We start from the raw sequence: 16084 nt of genomic DNA, 5'->3' as shown, positions 1-16084 counted from the left end.
GCGAAAAATCAATGCGCCGGGGGGAGATCGAGGCGCGTCTGCGCAACGCCGAGCGCTCGCAGACGGCCAAAACACAGAAGACTGACGAATGCGATGCAGACGGCTGCAACGCCGAGCGCGCCAAAGCCGAAGCGCACGATCAGCATGCCGCCAAGCAGCGGCCCGACCGCCGAGCCCGCCATCAGCATCGCCGGGGTATAGGCGACGGCGCGGCCCGTGGCGTCGAGCTTTGCGAGCAGGCCGAACAGGAAGGTGTGCGTGAAGATCATCGCGAACACCCACAGGCTGGCGGCGAGCGCATAGGGCGCGAATGCCGGGCTGTTGGCGAGCACGAGCGCGAGCACGCCTTGCGCGAGCGGCCCGGCCAGCGCCACGTTGCGCGCGTCGAACCGGCGCTGGAGCAGCGCCGCAAGCACCGGCGGCAACAGGTTCACGAGGCCGACCGCGACCAGCACCGCGTTCACGTGCGCCTCGCCGAAGCCGCGCGCAAGGCCGATGCGCTGCGCGAAGCTGAACACCATCGCCTGGTTGATCGCCATGAACACGATGCCGGCAATGGCGCTCCAGCAGCCGCGTTCGAGCGGCGCGCGGCGCGTTGCACGGGGACTCGCGACACGCTGCGCGACCTCGGTGCCTGGCAGGCTGGCAGGCCACGCAACGGCCAGCGCGATGCACGCGACGAGCGACAGCCCGACGAACACGCCGAACAGCAGCGCGCCGCCCTGCGTGCTCACCAGCGGCGGCACGGCGGCGAAGTAGACGACGCCGAACACGGCGAGCGCGAGGTGCCCCATCGCAAAGAGGCGATGCGGATTGGCGGTCTTGCCAATCGCGCCATGCACGACGGACAGGCCGCAGCCAATGCCCGCGCCCGCGATGGCGTGCGCCGCGAGCATCGTGCCGAACGTCGTGGCCTGCGCCGCAAGAGCGAAACCGGCTGCCGCGACGGCAAAGCCGGGTGCGGCGGCAAGACGTCCTGGCAGGCGCGCGATCAGCGGCGCGACGCATACGGAACAAAGCACGGCGCACGCGAGATAGGCCGTGGCGAGCGCGCCCGCGCGCTGGGCGTCGAAGTGAAACCAGTCGATGAGGGTGTTGACCCAGACGGGCAGCGCCACGAGATCGATCATTCCCGCGACGTGGGCAACCACCAGTGCGCCATTCGAACCTCGGCGTGGGGGCATGTCTGTCTCCATTTGTTTTGATTTCGCGCAAAGTGGGGCGCGTCGCGAAAGTGTAAGGAGACATCGCCGCGCCAGCCCGCGCGTTTTGCGATGCGACGTATCGCGATTTGCGAGGGTTCGTGCGCCGCCGGTCGGGCAAGCTCCTGAGCACGCCGTGAGATTCGGCGTGATCGATTCGAAAACAAGACAATGGAGACGGAGATGCCCAGGCACCTCGGAGGCGGGCGCGCGAGTGCGCCCCGTATGCGCGCTCGCGCGAACTATGGCGTAACCCCAGGCTTGACCCACGGTATGACGCTTGCAGCAGCCCTCGCGCTCGCGGCCTGCGGCGGCACGCTCGGCAGCGCGGACAGCACCACGCCGTGGCCCGCGAACGTGAGCGCGGCCAGCTATCTGCCCGATACGGGCAACGTGCGTCCGGTGAAAGTGGTGAGCGTGTCGGGCTCGGTGACGGGCGCGGATTCGCTGCTCACCGGCGGCGCCGTGACGTTGAAGTACGTGGCGGGCGGCGCCGCGCCGACCGTCGTGCTCGACTACGGCCACGAAGTGGGCGGCCTGCCGGTCTTTGGGATTGCGGCGCAAAGCGGCTCGCCGACGCTATCGGCGACCTTCAGCGAAAGCCGCACCACGGCGACGACGGGCGACGTCAGCGCCGGGTTGACCGTCTCGGTCGATCCGCAGCGCACGAGCCTCTTTCCCATCAGCGCGACGGGCACGCTCAAGTCGAGCGCCGTGCAGGGCGGCGAGCGCTACGAGACGCTCTCGCTCGCCACGCCCGGCGAAGTGACGCTCAACAGCGTCGCCATTCAATCGCTTTACGCCGCGCCCGCGTCGGCTGCTGCGGCTGCCCCAGCCACACTCGGCAGCTTTGTTTCCAGCTCCGATACGCTCAACCGCATCTGGACAGCGGGCGCGTACACCGTCGAAATGGATCGCCTGGCCGCCAACGCGCTGCCGCTCGCATGGCAGGTCTCGGCCGAAGGCACGACGATCGGCAGCACCGGCACGGGCATTGTGCAAAAGAGCGGCGGCTGGCCCTCCGACTACGCGATGGCCTTCGACGTGCGCGTGAACAGCAACAGCGCGGGCTGGACGATGCGCGACTCGGGCAATCTCACGAGCCTGCGCTTCGTGCTGCATTCGGCGAGCGACACGCAAGGCACGCCGAATACGCTCGAACTCGATGCCTACAGCACCTTCGCGGGCGGCGCCGTCAAGCTCGGCGAGTTGCCGGTATCGGCGGGGATTGCGACGGGGACGTGGCATAGCGTGAGCACGTCGCTGAGCGGCAATACGGCGAGCGTGACGCTGGACGGCACGAATCTGGGCACGCTGGACGCGTCGGGCGCGGCGTCGGTGCTGCTCACCAACTACGGCAGCGCGGGCTTTTTCAACCTGCCCGCAAGCCAGGCCACCTACCGCAACCTGGCGATCACGGCGAACGGCGCGTCGCTCTATGCGAACACGTTGATGACGGCGAGCGCGCTCGATGATTTCTCGGCGAATACGAATGCGTTGCCCTTGCTGATCGATGGTGCGAAACGCGACCGGACGGTCTGGTCGGGCGATATCGCCGTGGAAGCGCCGACGTTGTTCTACACGTCCGCGCAGTACGATGCCGTTGCGGGATCGTTACGTCTGCTCGGCAGTTATCGACTGGCAAACGGCGAAGTGTCGACCACGCATAGTCCGCAAGACCCGCTGATTTCCACAACTGCCGATGCGTATGGTTCGTCGAGTTTCTATTCGACGCAATACTCGATGTATTTCGTCACCGCGCTGCACGATGATTACCTGTATTCAGGCGACGCCACGCTGCTGGCGCAGCAATGGGCCGCCGCGCAGGGCGAGTTGAATTACCTGCAGACGCAGGTCGATTCGAATGGCTTGATTGCGGTCGATGCGAGTAACGCGCAGGACTGGCTGCCGGATTTTGCCAGCCCGGTCACGGGCGAAGTGGCGTCGACCAATATGTTGTACTACCAGGCATTGACCGATGCCGCCGAGCTGGCCACCGCGATGGGCGATGCGAGCACGTCCGCCACTTATGTTCAGCGCGCCGCTGCGTTGAAGCAGGCGATCAATTCGCGGCTATACAACCCGGCGGGAGGGTATTACGGCATGAGCGCGACCAGCATGGGCGCCGTCGCGCAGGACGCCAATGCGCTGGCAGTCATCACGGGCGTCGCGCCGCAAGCGCGCGCCGCGACCGTGCTCGCCAACGTCGCGCAGAAGCTGGCAAATCCGTACGGGCGCCTGGCGTTTTCGACGGACAGCGGCCGTACCGCCGTCGTCAGTCCGTTTGCGAGCGACATGGAAGTGCGTGCGCGCATGGCAAGCGGCGACACGCGCGGCGCGCTGAGCCTGATCGGCACGCTCTGGGGCGCCATGGTCGCCGATGGCGACCACTACACGGGCACCGTGTGGGAGGCGCTCGGTACGAATGGCCTGCCGGTGAGTTCGCAGACGAGTCTTGCGCATGGCTGGTCGTCGGGGCCGACTTCGGCGCTCTCGCGCTATGTGCTCGGCGTGCGTCCCGTTACGGCAGGCTTCAGGCAGTGGCTCGTCAAGCCGCAGACCGGCGACCTGCAATGGGCCGTGGGCGCCGTGCCGACGCCATCCGGGGCGATTTCGGTGAAATGGGGCCGCGCGCAGAACGGCGCGTTCAGGATCGATGTGAGCGTTCCGGCGGGCACGACGGGGACAATTGCATTGCCCGCTGGCGGCACGGTCAAGGTCAACGGCATTGCCACGGCGGCTTCGACATCGTCGGATCTCGATTCCGCAGGCGTGGCGTCCGATGGGACTGCTTATCAATATCTCAACGGCATGCAGCCGGGGAGCTATTCGATTGTCGTGGGTGGATGAGTGAGGGAAAGGGTGGCGCATGGCGCCATCTGCTTCCCCTTGACGATGCGCACGCGTGCAGCGTGCGATCACGAATGCGCGTACACCACCGAGTCCAGGTAAGCCAGCTGGCCGTCGTTCTCGGCCTGGATCAGTTCCTGGTAGACCTGGGCGCGCGTCTTCTGCGCAACGGGCTGGCCATACGGCGGCACCCACGCGCCAGCGGCGACCTTGACCTGCGTGGCCGTTTGCGTGGCCGGGGCCGCTTGCGGCGCGGACTGTGCGTGTGCGAGAGCCGAAACGAGCAGCGTGGCAGCGATACCGAATTGAATAGCGATCTTCATGACGTTCCTTTAAATATCAGGGGAGGGCAGGGCGCCCACGGAAGCCACGATAGCCGAGGCCTGGCTACACAAGCCCAGCATTAACATGAAGAGAAATTCATATTGCCCCAATCAGCGAGCCCGCCTGATTCGCGCCGGTATGAAAATAAATTTAAGTTCACGCAATATCGGCTTGTGTCGAGGCCGCGTGCCGGATCAGGCCTTGCGAACGCGTTTGAAGAGCGACAGCAGGATCAATGGCAGAGGCAGGGAAAGCAACAGAATCCAGACGAGGACGTAGACCGACTGCAGGCCGTCGTTCTGCAGATTCACGAACAGCTTCACGGGAATGCCTTGCGGGAAGTACGAGAAGACGGCGGCGATGCCAAACTCGCCGATGATTCTCACCCACGCGATCATGGCGCCCGTGGCGATCTCCCGGGCCGCGATAGGTAGGCTCACGCACCAGAATACGCGCCACGGGGTGCAGCCCAGATCCTGCGCGGCTTCTTCCAGTGTCGGCGGTATGTTTTCGAATGCCGTTCGGGCGGACACGACGAAATAAGCGAGTCCGCCATATATCTGCGCGACGATAAACGATGCCGCGTTATTGTTGAGCGACATGCCCAGGCCGGAGAGCCACTCGCCGACTGGCCCATAAGGGCCGTACGCGCAGACCAGCAGGATCCCGGTTGCCAGCGAAGGCGTGAGCAAAGAGACCAGCACGAGCGTCTCGGCCATGCGGCCCGCCCATCCGCGCGCCCTGGCCAGCCAGACCGACAACGGCGTGCCAACGCCGACGATGACCACGAGCGCGCAGGCGCTCAGCACCAGCGACACGCGCACGGCTTCCCAGTCGCCGTAAGCGGCCTTGAATTGATGCCAGTGAGTCTGGCCAACCAGGGCAAGAAATGGGACGACCAGAATGACGAGCGCGGGAAGACTCGCCGCCCAGCCGAACAGACGCTGTCGGTTCTGGCTGGATGCGGAAAAAGACGGCGACATGGCCTTAACGCAGCACGTCACCCTTTGGCTGTCCATATCCGCGCTGTTTGAAGATGGACTGTCCTTGAGGACTCAGCGCAAACGCAGCGAACTTCTTCGCTTCGACGGGGTTCGGCGCATTTTTCAGCACCGCCACATAGAACACCAGGGGTTGTGGCGTGATTGGCTTCAACTCGCCAGCGGGATTGCGGATGTTGAAGGAGACTGTGTTGTACCAGTCCTGCGCGTAGGCGGGATTGCTGAGATTGATCTGCTCCGGCAACGGGATATAGGGCAGCCCGGCAGATTTAACGGCGCTCTCATAGCCCGACGAGGCATCCACCTGGCCCGCTTCCAGTCGGGTCAGCAAGCCGCCTTCCGCGAACACTTCCTGCGGATTCTCCGTGTCGCCGAGCAGCTGTTTTTCAAGGCCCGGTTGCTGGTAATAGCGCTCGGCCAGCTTCATCGTGAAGATGATGTTCTGGCCTTGCGGATCGATCTTCGGATCCGTTCGCCCGAAGCGCAGCCCCGGTTGCGCGAGGATCCGCCACCAGGGCTGGCCGCCCGCTGTCTGGCTCGCCGCAAGCTGCTTCGCGTAAGCGCTCTTCGGGTTGTAGGCGATCACCATGCTGGTGCTCGCAACGGGAATCGCTTCGTCGATCAGTCCTGCGCGCTTCAGGATATCCATTGGCCCGGGCGTAATCGAAAAGAACACGTCGGCGACGAGTTGCTTCGAGGCCAGAAGCCGCGCCATGCCATAAGCGCCTTCGCCCTGGCCCTGGTACTGCACGTTGTTCTGCGCCGCAAAGGCGGGGCCAAGCCCCTTATCCATCACGACACCCATCGAACCGGCGTAGGTGACTCTGACCGCTTCATCGGCGTGCGCGCTTCCCAGCGGCAGCGCCAGGACTGCCGTGGCCGCGATCGCCGCAATACTCGATTTCATGCTTTTTCCTTATGCCGTGTTCTTCAGGTGAGGCTTTCAGCCGCTGTCGAATGTAGCGTGGCGGCAATCGTCGGGACGATTACAGTTCGAGGCATTTGTGTGGGCCACAGTGTCGTCGCGATGCAGGCGTTTGCCTCTGATCGCGCAATGTCTATAACCGATCGGGCATCAAGAAAGTGTCAAGAAATAAGGTTTTTTTTCGTTTTAAGGCTATGCATTTTTCTCATCGCCTCATGAGAAACAAGACTTGGACGTGTGCCGGTTTTGTGGCTACATTTCGACGCCTTCAAGTATTGGATTTAAATATGCCAGGTCGACTTCACGCAAACATGAAGATCGATTTAAACAGTGAAATGGCGGATATTCCTGAAGCCTTGCAGCGATATGATGCGGCGGATCTATTCTGTTATCTCGTCTCAGGCCGCCTGGCACCGCTGGCATCGCTGGAATCGAAACATCATGGAACATGACAAGAGGCTTCGCCCCCAGCGACTCGTTTCGAGCTGCCGGAACCCGTATACGCGCAGGAAATTCCTGAAACTCGGTGCGTCCGCACTGGTGGTGGGCATTCGCCCCGAACTGGCGACGGCGAATACCCAGCCGAAAATCGTCGGCGTCAGGGTGTGGCCCGCCGCGGACTATACGCGCGTCGCGATTGAATCCACGCAGCCGCTGGAAGTGAAGGAGCATCAACTCGGGACACCTGAGCGTCTTGTCGTCGATCTTCAAGGCTTGACGCTCGACCAGCGCCTGCGAGATATCGTGGCGCAGATTCATCCGGACGATCCGCATATCAAAGGCGTGCGCGTGGGGCAGTTCACGCCGGACACCGTGAGGCTGGTTGTCGACCTCAAGGGCGCCGTGTCGCCAAAGGTGTTCTCGACCGCGCCCGCGGGCCACTATGCTTACCGCTTGATGGTCGACCTTTATCCGCCGTCTTCATCGTCGCCATCGCCATCTACATTGCCATCGCAGCAGGTCGCGCATGAAAACCCGGCGAAGGCTTCACATGCACCCGCGTCTGCCGCCCGCAAACTGACGGTCGCCATCGACCCGGGCCACGGCGGCGAGGATCCTGGTGCGATTGGCGGAGGGGGAACCTACGAGAAGCACGTCGTCCTCGATATCGCGCGCCGTCTGCGCGAGCGCATTCGCGCCAGTGACAACATGCAGGCCATGATGACGCGTGACGACGACTTCTTCGTCCCATTAGGCACGCGTGTCGCCAAGGCGAAAGGCGCTGGCGCGGACTTGTTCGTGTCCATTCACGCCGACGCTTTTACGACATCGGCTGCGCACGGCTCTTCGGTTTTTGCGCTGTCCGAACACGGTGCGTCGAGCGCCGTCGCGCGCTGGATCGCGAAGAGTGAAAACAATTCGGACGCGGTAGGTGGTCTCGACCTGAAAGTCGCCGACCGTCATTTGGCGCCGGTGCTATTCGACATGTCGACGACTCAGCAAATCAACGATTCGCTCAAGTACGGGGCATTCGTTCGCGACGCGATCGGGCAGGTCAATCACCTGCACGGCAGCGGCGTCGAACAGGCCGCCTTTGCGGTGCTGAAAGCACCGGACATTCCGTCGATTCTGGTGGAGACGGCTTTCATCAGTAATCCGGAAGAAGAGAAGAAACTCCTGAATGCCGAGTATCGGCAAGAGATGGCCGATGCGATCTTCAATGGCATCCAGCGATATTTTGCGAGCAACCCGCCTCTGGCGCACCGCGTCCAGGTTTAACGCACGAACCGCAGCCATGCAGGCGGCGAGAGTGGTTGCCGCGCCGCTCACGATATATGCGCAAAAATCATTGATTAAGAAAAATAAGTAACAAAGCGCATGCATCAACCGGGATACCATTCGGGTAATCCCGTAATACACGCATTCCAGGCCGTACCCATGAATACCGCTGCAAGCTCCGCTTCAACCTCGACTCCTTCCAGCAAGCCCCTCGCGTTCGCCCTCGTCACCGTCCTGACTGGCGTCGGCGCGGGCCTGAGCGGCATGGCGCTCGCGCTATTGCTTCACGCCGTACAGCACCTCGCGTACGGCTACAGCATCGGACAGTGGGTGGGACACGAAAGCTTTCTGGAAGGCGTGAGCGCCGCGTCGCCGATGCGCCGCGTGGCCGTGCTCGCGCTCTGTGGCGCGGTCGCGGGCTTCGGCTGGGCCGCGCTGTATCGCTATGGCCGGCCGCTGGTCAGCATCCGCAAGGCGGTGGGTTCTGCCGATCCGCGCATGCCTTTCGTGAGCACGACGGTTCACGCGCTGCTGCAGATCGTGACGGTCGCGCTAGGCTCGCCGCTTGGACGCGAAGTCGCGCCGCGCGAAATCGGCTCGCTGTTCGCGGGCCGTCTTGCGCATCGTGCAGGGCTCACGAGCGCCGACTGCCGTCTCATGGTGGCGTGCGGCGCGGGCGCAGGCCTCGCGGCGGTCTACAACGTGCCGCTGGGCGGCGCGGTCTTCGTGCTTGAAGTGCTGCTCGGCACGTTTGCGCCGCGCGCGCTCATCGTCGCGCTCGTGACTTCGACTATTGCCGCGATGGTGGCGTGGAGCGGTCTGGGCAACGAGCAGCAATACCTCGTCCCCGCGTTTGTTTCCAGCAGCCCGCTGATGATCTGGGCCGCCGTTTGCGGGCCGCTGTTCGGGCTTGCTGCATGGGGTTTCGTCAAGCTGACCTCCAGTGCGCGGGCGCACGCGCCGCGAGGCTGGACGCTGGTGGCGTGGTCGATCGTGAACTTCGTCGTGATCGGTGGGCTGGTCGTGGTGTTCCCGCAGCTTGCGGGCAACGGCAAAGGCGCCGCGTCGCTGTCATTTGGCGGCGATCTCACGATCGGCCTGGCCGCTGTGCTGCTCGTGCTGAAAGTCGCCATCGAAGCGTCGAGCCTGCGTGCGGGAGCGGAAGGCGGTCTGCTCACGCCCGGCTTGACCAATGGTGCGTTGTTCGCCGTGGTGCTCGGCGGCGTGTGGAGCCATTTTTTTCCGGCGCTCGCACCGGGCGCATGTGCGCTGATCGGCGCGGGCGCGTTTCTCGCGGCTTCGATGCAAATGCCGCTGACCGCCGTGGTGCTGATCGTCGAATTTACGCATGCGAATCACAACCTGTTGTATCCGCTGTTGCTTGCGGTTGCGGGGTCGGTGATGACGTTTCGCGCAATGCCCGTCGTTCTCGCTTATTTGCACAATTTGCGCGTCCCCGCGCAAATGCCTGAAAAGCAGATCGAGCGTACGAGCGCCTGATCATTCCTCGAACTGTTGCGAACCCAATGTCATCTCGCCAGAACGCTGCTGTTGCGCTGTGCTCGATCAGCGCGTTTATCGCCGTGTTTGCCCTCGCGGCATTGTGCTACGCGTTTTCCGGACGCGTAGCCGTTGATGCGATATCGAAAGATAATCGGTTCGTCGCCTGGTTCTTGCATACCACGTATCAACGTTCGCTCGACCGGCAATCGGCGTCGGTAGTGGTGCCCGCTTATCTGGCGACACCGGAACGTATCGAGGCCGGTGCAAAGCTCTATGATCGGCACTGCGTCTATTGTCACGGCGCGCCAGGCGTGCCGCCCGATGCTATTGGCGCGGGTATCGCACCCAAAGCCCCCGAATTGCTCGCGGCTTCGCGCAAGAATAATCCGCAATCGACCTGGTGGGTCATGCGGCATGGCGTGAAGATGACCGCGATGCCTGCATTCGGAAAATCGCTCCCAGACAGCGAATTATGGAATCTCGCCGCTTTCCTTCAAGCCGGGAAAGGCATCGACGCCGGTCACTACGCAGCGTTGATTAAATAAGCCCAGGCAGGGACGCGATTCTGGTCGCGTCCCTTCAGGCTATTTAAAAGTTGTGCCGCAAGCCCGCAACAAGCAGCAGCTGGTGACCGTTCGCGGAAGGCGTCACGTTGAACATCGACGCATTGAAGACCGTGTTTCCACCGCCGCCGCTCACTGTCTGGTAGAGGCTTTCGAGGTACACGTCCGTGTGATGGCTGAAGCGATAATCGGCCTGCAGGATCGCTTCGTGCCACTTCGGGTTCAGGCTCGAATCCGATGCGTCGAAGTGACCGTCCGTGTAGGTGTACGACGCGGCGAGACTCAATGCCGGAGTGACGAAATAGCGCCCGTTGATTTCGAAATTATCGAAACTCAGCAGGTCGCCTACGAGCGGCACGAGATTGCCGCCTTGCCAGACGCTGCTCACGTCGCGCGTCGAAGAGTGAGTCCAGACGACACCTACTGCCGCGTGGCCAAACGTGTAATGCGTGCCCAGACCCCAGACGCGTTCGCGCCCGCCCGTGATCGTTGCATCGCCGTCGCTGTTGCTGATTGCGCCATCCGCATTGAAATTGGCCGTGCCCGCAGAGCGGTCGGTTTCGCCGTAGCTGGCGACCAATGCGAGCGGGCCATTCTCGTAGCGCGCGCCAAAACTATAGGCGCGATTGTTGGCGAATTCCCCTGATTCATTGGAGAAGCCATACATCGCACCGAGTGTCAGCCCGCGCCAGGTCGGACTCACATAGCGAACCGAATTGCGGATGCTGGTGTGACGAATCATGTCGTCGTTATTGAATGGGTGAGAGGCGAGGTTGCCGCCCCAGCCGCGTCCTTCGGCGCTCAGTGCGGACAGCCACTGCGACATGAAACTATATTGACGTCCGACAGTGAGCTTGCCGTCCGTAGCGGAGGACAGGCCGACATACGCCTGACGGCCGAAAATATCGCCGGTATTGCCGAGCTTGCCATTCGTGCTGGAAAAACCGTCTTCGAGTTGAAAGATCGCGAACACGCCACCGCCTAGATTCTCCTTTCCTTGCAGGCCCCAACGCGAAGCATGCGTGCCGCCGCTGTCCATTTCGACGCCACTTGTGCCGCGGCCCGCTGTGCCGGTCGCCATGTTGTTCGCGTAGATCAGTGCGGTATCGATCGTGCCATATAAGGTCACACTGCTTTGCGCGTAGCTATGGCTCGAAAACACGGCAAGCACCGCTGAGGCCAGGATTAATTTTTTCATGTCTAGAGTCTCACTTCGCCGGAACCAGAACCTGGATCGGCCTGGTTCGCTATATCCAGGTAGATATAGCGAAGGCGAAAAATTTGGCGCCCGATGTGCGCCTTAACAAAAAAATCACAAAACCATCAATTCAATGACGAGTCTTTCTTTAACAAAAGATTCAAGATAAATGATTCCTGAAAAATGGATTTCGCAATTGCAAAAAGTTTTTAATTTGCGATCCGGATGTTAAGCGGCCGAGTCGAGCAATTAGCGGTACAGTCGCGGCCTTAAAAAAGAAGTACAGTTCAGCGAGGAAAAATCATAATTTTGCATGATGGTTTCGTTTCGAATATTTGAATATCTTTTGGAAACGTGAGGCCCTAACATCAATTTCAAGGACGACGACATCCACGAACGAATGAAGCGTCCTGAAGCTAAGAGCCCGTTTTCATCACTTGTATTCAGGTATTTGCCAGGAGCTATCCATGACCGATTTGTCCCGACGAAAAATGCTGGTAGGCGCCGCGGCGGGCGCCGCAGCGCTTGGTGTTGCCGCGACTGCCAAAGCCGCGACGTTCGGCAATCCGGATCGTCCGCCGGAAGGCCGGATCAACGCTAAAAGTCCTACCAGCCTCGACGATCCGGGGCCGCAGAACCCGACGCTGGCCAACGAATTTCCCGATTTCCAGAATCCGCCTGCGACCGATATCAACGGCATGGATCTCTTCTGGGCCTCGTTCAATAATGCCCATAAGCGCTATCAGAATGGCGGCTGGGCGCGCGAAGTCACGCAGAACGACTTCGCCATTTCGGAAGACATCGCAGGCGTCAATATGCGCCTGTCGCAGAACGGCATTCGCGAGATGCACTGGCACCAGCAGGCCGAGTGGGCCATCATGCTCGAAGGCGAATGCCGCATCACGATTCTGGACGAGCAGGGCCGCTGCCAGGTCGCCGATGTGAAGAAGGGCGATCTCTGGTATTTCCCGCCGGGACTGCCGCACTCGCTGCAAGGTCTGGGGCCGACGGGCGCCGAATTCATGATCGCCTTCGATAACGGTAAGTCATCCGAATTCAATACGCTGCTGGTGACCGACTGGATCGCACATACGCCGCCCGAAGTGCTCGCGGCGAACTTCAACGTGCCGCAGGACGCGTTCAGGAATATTCCGACCGACAACCTGTGGATTTTCCAGGGCGACGATCCCGGCCCGCTCGCGGCGGCGCAGGCAGCGGTCAAGTCGCCGCTCGGCGCACCGGATTTCCCGTTCGTGTTCTCGCTCGGCTCCATGAAGCCGTTCAAGGAAACGAAGGGCGGCACAGTGCGTATTGCAGACAGCCGCAACTTCAAGGTGTCCACCAACATCGCCGCTGCGATGGTGACGATCAAACCGGGCGGGCTGCGCGAACTTCACTGGCACCCGAACGCGGACGAATGGCAATACTGGATCCAGGGCGAAGGCCGCATGACGGTGTTCGATACGGGCCCGAAGGCCGCCACGGCGGATTTCCGTGCAGGCGATATTGGCTACGTGAAGAAGAGTCTTGGCCACTACATCGAAAATACCGGCGACACGGATATCATCATGATCGAGGTCTTCAAGGCCGATCATTTCGCCGAAGTCTCGCTGTCCGACTGGCTCACGCACACGCCGCCGAAGCTGGTCATGGAGCATCTGAACATCACGGAAGACGTGCTCAAGCGCTTCCCGAACAATCGGCCCGATGTTCTGCCGGCGTGATGTCTTGATGCATTGAATGACGCCCACGCCCTGTAAAAAGGGAGTGGGCGTTTGAACGCCGCCGGTAGCCGGGGTTGATTCAGGCTGCGGCTGCGACCTGCAAGGCAGGGAGCGTTGCGTATCGACCCACAGTCGGACGGGCAATGAGCGCGGCGCCTTCTTCCAGCAGAAAAGACCTGAACGCCTGCGCGACGGGCGACAGCGACTTACCTGTCATTCGCGCGATTTTCAATTGGCGGATGACCGGCAGCCCGACGACATCGAGTACGGCCAGCATCTGCGCACGTACTTCCAGCTCGATTGCGGAAGCCGGCAGGAAGCTGATGCCAAGTCCGGCCATGACGGCCTGTTTGATGGCTTCGGTGTTGGGGATTTCGGTTGTGTCGGTCAGCGAGTCGAGCACGTCCGGCATGCTGCTTTCCATTGCCGAGCGCGTATCGGAACCTTGCTCGCGCAGCACGAAACGCTCGCCGCCAAGTTCCGCGCGCAAGATCCGTGGCTGGCGCGCGAGCGGATGGTCGGCGGCCGCGATCACCACGAATGGCTGCGGTGCGAAGCACTCAACGGCCATGCGGCTGTTGGTCGGCGTTTCGGACATGATGGCAAGATCGATTTCATTCGCTTCCAGCAAGCGTAGCAATTCGTCCCGGTTTCCGACCTTCAATTCCAGCTTCGCGCCCTCGTTGCGCCGCCGGAATTCGGCAATCAGGCGCGGAAAGAAGTAGCCGCAAGCCGTCACCACACCGATCTTGAGGCATGCTCCTGAGCGCCCCTTCATCTGCGCAAGAATCTGTTCAACCTGGTTGAACCGGTCGATGATTTCGCGAGCATGCCGCGCCATTTCCTTGCCCGCGTCGGTCAGAAAGATTTTCTTTCCCAATTGTTCGAATAAGGCCACACCGGCGTGCTCCTCCAGGTTCTTTATCTGGGTCGACACTGCGGGCTGGGAAAGATGCAGCTCGATTGCTGCGCGCGAGAAGCTCAAACGTCGAGCAACGGTTTCGAAAGTCTTGAGCTGACGTAGTGTTGCATTTTTCACGGTAATTGGCCTCGAATTCTGGAGCAATCGCCTCGTGTCGAATCGGGGCGATCGGTACGTCGAACTTGCACGCCGCAGCATAGAAGACCCGTCCGCGAACGGCCATGTTCGCAAGATTGAAGAATGTTCATTTTCGCTACCCGGAATTCCCTGGCATTACATCTGTAACGCAGGGGCGCGTTTATGCAATCAATGCGCAACTGGCAATGACGAAACTCCACAGCTACGTCGATACGCGCCGTGCGCGGCGTCGGCTATGTACCCGATTGATCGTCGAAGCGGAGAACCATGATGCGCATTCTTTTTATCGGCCCAAACACGCCCGAATCGGAATGGCTCTGCAAGGCACTGCGCGAGAGTGCGCATAGTGTCCTGTGGAGCACGAATTTTGCTGCTGGGATTCGCGGCGCTCAGGAAGAAACATTCGATGTGGTGATGATCGTGCCGCAGGCGTCGGCGCCATTGGCGGGGTTAAGTGAGGTCGTCAGCGATATCCGCCAGGTGTCGCCGGACGCCATATTCGCGCTCGTCGTGAGGGAGAGTTCCGCAGCAGAACGGGCGGCTTTTCTGAGGAGCGGTATCGATATGTGCTTTGCGAAACCATGGTCGTTCGTCAACATGCACGAAAAGATCCTGGCCCTGCATCGCTCGGCAACGCACGGCCGACGCGGCGCGCATGACAGCGAACCACGCTTGAGGCTCGACACGCAGACTCGCGAACTGGTGGATGGTGCGGCCAGACTGGCGGTCACGAAACGCGAATTTCTGGTACTCGAATGCCTGCTCAGGCATTTCGAATCGCCCGTCAAGCACGAGCAGATACTGCGCTACGCGTGGTGCGACGAAGACGAAAGCGATATCGCCACTATTCCACCGCTTATCTGGCGACTGAGGCGCAAGATTCAGGGCCGCCTTCCGGACGTCGCCATCGTGACGGAGCAGGCGTGCGGATACAGGCTTGCCCATCGCCGTGAATCCCCAGCTCTGCCTTTTCGCGCCGAAAGCACGACGATGGCGCATCGCGCATACGTGTGAGCGCCAGGCCGCATTCGCAGATCAACGCGCGATCTTGCTCCATTTGAAACTGCCGAATTGCAGCTTGTCCTGGCTGAATTCAGCGCGGCGTCGCCCGGCACTCAGTTGCTGGGTGACGATTGCATTGACCTGTTGCAGCCGCTTTCCCGCAATCTTGATGGCGCGGATGGGGGCGATGCTCAACTGGAAATCGTGCACGGTGACGAGGGTCTTGTAGTTTTCGATGCCTTCCGGAGAAAATCCCCAGCCTTTACCGGCCAGGCCGTCGCGCAACGCGGCGGAGAGCGCATTCTGGCACCCGAGCACATCGGCATGCGTCAAGCGTCCGTAACCGGCCTCCGCAAGGAAACTGGTCACGAACATCAAAGTAGTCAGCGCCTGCGCCGCACCGAGCCAACCCCGGCCCGTGCGCATCGCCTCAAGCGAGACGTGATAGCGCAGCGAGAGTGCATCGGCGCTCGCCGCAGGCAGCGGCAAGACGGTCTCTGGAGTCTTCGTCATTGGATCCCTCGGATAGCCGGAAGCCGGCGCTGGCGTTGTCTGGAAACGAAATGGTATCCAGACGATGCGGGCTGGCGAATTTCCGTCGATGAAAACTTATTTAATGTCTCCTCGCCCAGTATTCGGGATGAAAACTATTTCACGATTTTAAAAGCAATAAAAATCGAGTCCAGGACTACGATTCATGTCGTCAACTATTCGGAATGAAACCATGAAACTCAAATACCTGGTATCCCTGACGTTCCTTGCCGTGAGCGCCTCTGCCGTGGCTGCGCCTCACCTGACCCCTCAGCAGTGCAACGACTATCCCTTCAAGCCACTGAAAAAAGAGGTGACGCATGCCCAGCTGGAGCAGGAGCTGGGAGAGCTGGAAGCCGTGGGATATCAACCGTCCGATGACGACAACGAATATCCGCAGGACTTGATGACTGCACAACACCGGCTTGCACGCGAATATGCGCGCGATTGCCGTAGCTCGATCGCGGCGCAGCAATAGCTCA

14 protein-coding genes are annotated in these 16084 nt (G+C 61.3%); 7 read left to right on the top strand and 7 right to left on the bottom strand.

Annotation, left to right across the window (positions count from 1 at the left end):
• Window positions 1-8: 8 nt before the first annotated feature.
• Window positions 9-1184, bottom strand: a complete 1176-nt coding sequence (locus BBA01S_RS40015) for an MFS transporter (protein WP_042295951.1) — start codon at window positions 1182-1184, stop codon at window positions 9-11.
• Between the two features lie 291 nt (window positions 1185-1475).
• On the opposite strand from BBA01S_RS40015, the gene BBA01S_RS04410 reads away from it, so the two are divergent.
• Complete coding sequence (locus BBA01S_RS04410; protein ID WP_027815370.1) at window positions 1476-4052, top strand: alpha-L-rhamnosidase-related protein; 2577 nt, start codon at window positions 1476-1478, stop codon at window positions 4050-4052.
• 68 nt (window positions 4053-4120) lie between these two features.
• Here BBA01S_RS04410 and BBA01S_RS04405 read toward each other — a convergent pair whose 3' ends face one another.
• The 3 genes from BBA01S_RS04405 to BBA01S_RS40010 form a co-directional block, all read right to left on the bottom strand.
• Window positions 4121-4375 carry a DUF4148 domain-containing protein gene (locus BBA01S_RS04405; RefSeq protein WP_027815369.1) on the bottom strand — a complete coding sequence of 85 codons (255 nt, stop codon included), beginning with the start codon at window positions 4373-4375 and terminating at the stop codon, window positions 4121-4123.
• Window positions 4376-4570: 195 nt separating this feature from the next.
• Window positions 4571-5359, bottom strand: coding sequence for a molybdate ABC transporter permease subunit (locus BBA01S_RS04400; RefSeq protein ID WP_042295949.1), 789 nt, complete (start codon window positions 5357-5359; stop codon window positions 4571-4573).
• Window positions 5360-5363: 4 nt separating this feature from the next.
• On the bottom strand, window positions 5364-6284 hold the full coding sequence (locus BBA01S_RS40010) for an extracellular solute-binding protein (protein ID WP_042295947.1): 921 nt from the start codon (window positions 6282-6284) through the stop codon (window positions 5364-5366).
• A gap of 348 nt (window positions 6285-6632) precedes the next feature.
• Here BBA01S_RS40010 and BBA01S_RS04390 point away from each other — a divergent pair, with 348 nt between their 5' ends.
• The 3 genes from BBA01S_RS04390 to BBA01S_RS04380 all read left to right on the top strand — a co-directional run bounded on the left by BBA01S_RS04390 (window position 6633) and on the right by BBA01S_RS04380 (window position 10069).
• Complete coding sequence (locus BBA01S_RS04390) at window positions 6633-8021, top strand: N-acetylmuramoyl-L-alanine amidase (RefSeq protein WP_407668288.1); 1389 nt, start codon at window positions 6633-6635, stop codon at window positions 8019-8021.
• A 159-nt stretch (window positions 8022-8180) separates the two neighbouring features.
• The gene (locus BBA01S_RS40005) at window positions 8181-9521 is read left to right on the top strand and encodes a chloride channel protein (RefSeq protein WP_084161812.1); all 1341 of its coding nucleotides are present in this window, start codon (window positions 8181-8183) and stop codon (window positions 9519-9521) included.
• Window positions 9522-9547: 26 nt separating this feature from the next.
• The gene (locus BBA01S_RS04380; protein WP_042295943.1) at window positions 9548-10069 is read left to right on the top strand and encodes a c-type cytochrome; all 522 of its coding nucleotides are present in this window, start codon (window positions 9548-9550) and stop codon (window positions 10067-10069) included.
• Window positions 10070-10112: 43 nt separating this feature from the next.
• Here BBA01S_RS04380 and BBA01S_RS04375 read toward each other — a convergent pair whose 3' ends face one another.
• Entirely contained in the window at window positions 10113-11285 is a 1173-nt protein-coding gene (locus tag BBA01S_RS04375) for a porin (protein ID WP_027815365.1), read from the bottom strand.
• Between the two features lie 467 nt (window positions 11286-11752).
• Here BBA01S_RS04375 and BBA01S_RS04370 point away from each other — a divergent pair, with 467 nt between their 5' ends.
• On the top strand, window positions 11753-13009 hold the full coding sequence (locus BBA01S_RS04370) for an oxalate decarboxylase family bicupin (RefSeq protein WP_027815364.1): 1257 nt from the start codon (window positions 11753-11755) through the stop codon (window positions 13007-13009).
• A gap of 79 nt (window positions 13010-13088) precedes the next feature.
• On the opposite strand, the gene BBA01S_RS04365 is transcribed toward BBA01S_RS04370, so the two are convergent.
• A complete protein-coding gene (locus BBA01S_RS04365) occupies window positions 13089-14054 on the bottom strand; it encodes a LysR substrate-binding domain-containing protein (RefSeq protein WP_027815363.1) in 966 nt (321 codons plus the stop codon).
• A 282-nt stretch (window positions 14055-14336) separates the two neighbouring features.
• On the opposite strand from BBA01S_RS04365, the gene BBA01S_RS40000 reads away from it, so the two are divergent.
• The gene (locus BBA01S_RS40000; protein WP_052391667.1) at window positions 14337-15083 is read left to right on the top strand and encodes a response regulator transcription factor; all 747 of its coding nucleotides are present in this window, start codon (window positions 14337-14339) and stop codon (window positions 15081-15083) included.
• 21 nt (window positions 15084-15104) lie between these two features.
• On the opposite strand, the gene BBA01S_RS39995 is transcribed toward BBA01S_RS40000, so the two are convergent.
• Window positions 15105-15584, bottom strand: coding sequence for a hypothetical protein (locus BBA01S_RS39995; protein ID WP_042295941.1), 480 nt, complete (start codon window positions 15582-15584; stop codon window positions 15105-15107).
• 211 nt (window positions 15585-15795) lie between these two features.
• On the opposite strand from BBA01S_RS39995, the gene BBA01S_RS04350 reads away from it, so the two are divergent.
• Entirely contained in the window at window positions 15796-16080 is a 285-nt protein-coding gene (locus BBA01S_RS04350; RefSeq protein WP_027815362.1) for a DUF4148 domain-containing protein, read from the top strand.
• The last annotated feature ends 4 nt before the right edge of the window (window positions 16081-16084 follow it).

Origin of the sequence: Paraburkholderia bannensis NBRC 103871 (assembly GCF_000685015.1) — a bacterium.
Lineage (GTDB): Bacteria > Pseudomonadota > Gammaproteobacteria > Burkholderiales > Burkholderiaceae > Paraburkholderia > Paraburkholderia bannensis.
The sequence above is the reverse complement of the archived record's forward strand: the minus strand, read 5'-3'. Positions and strand labels throughout refer to the sequence as shown.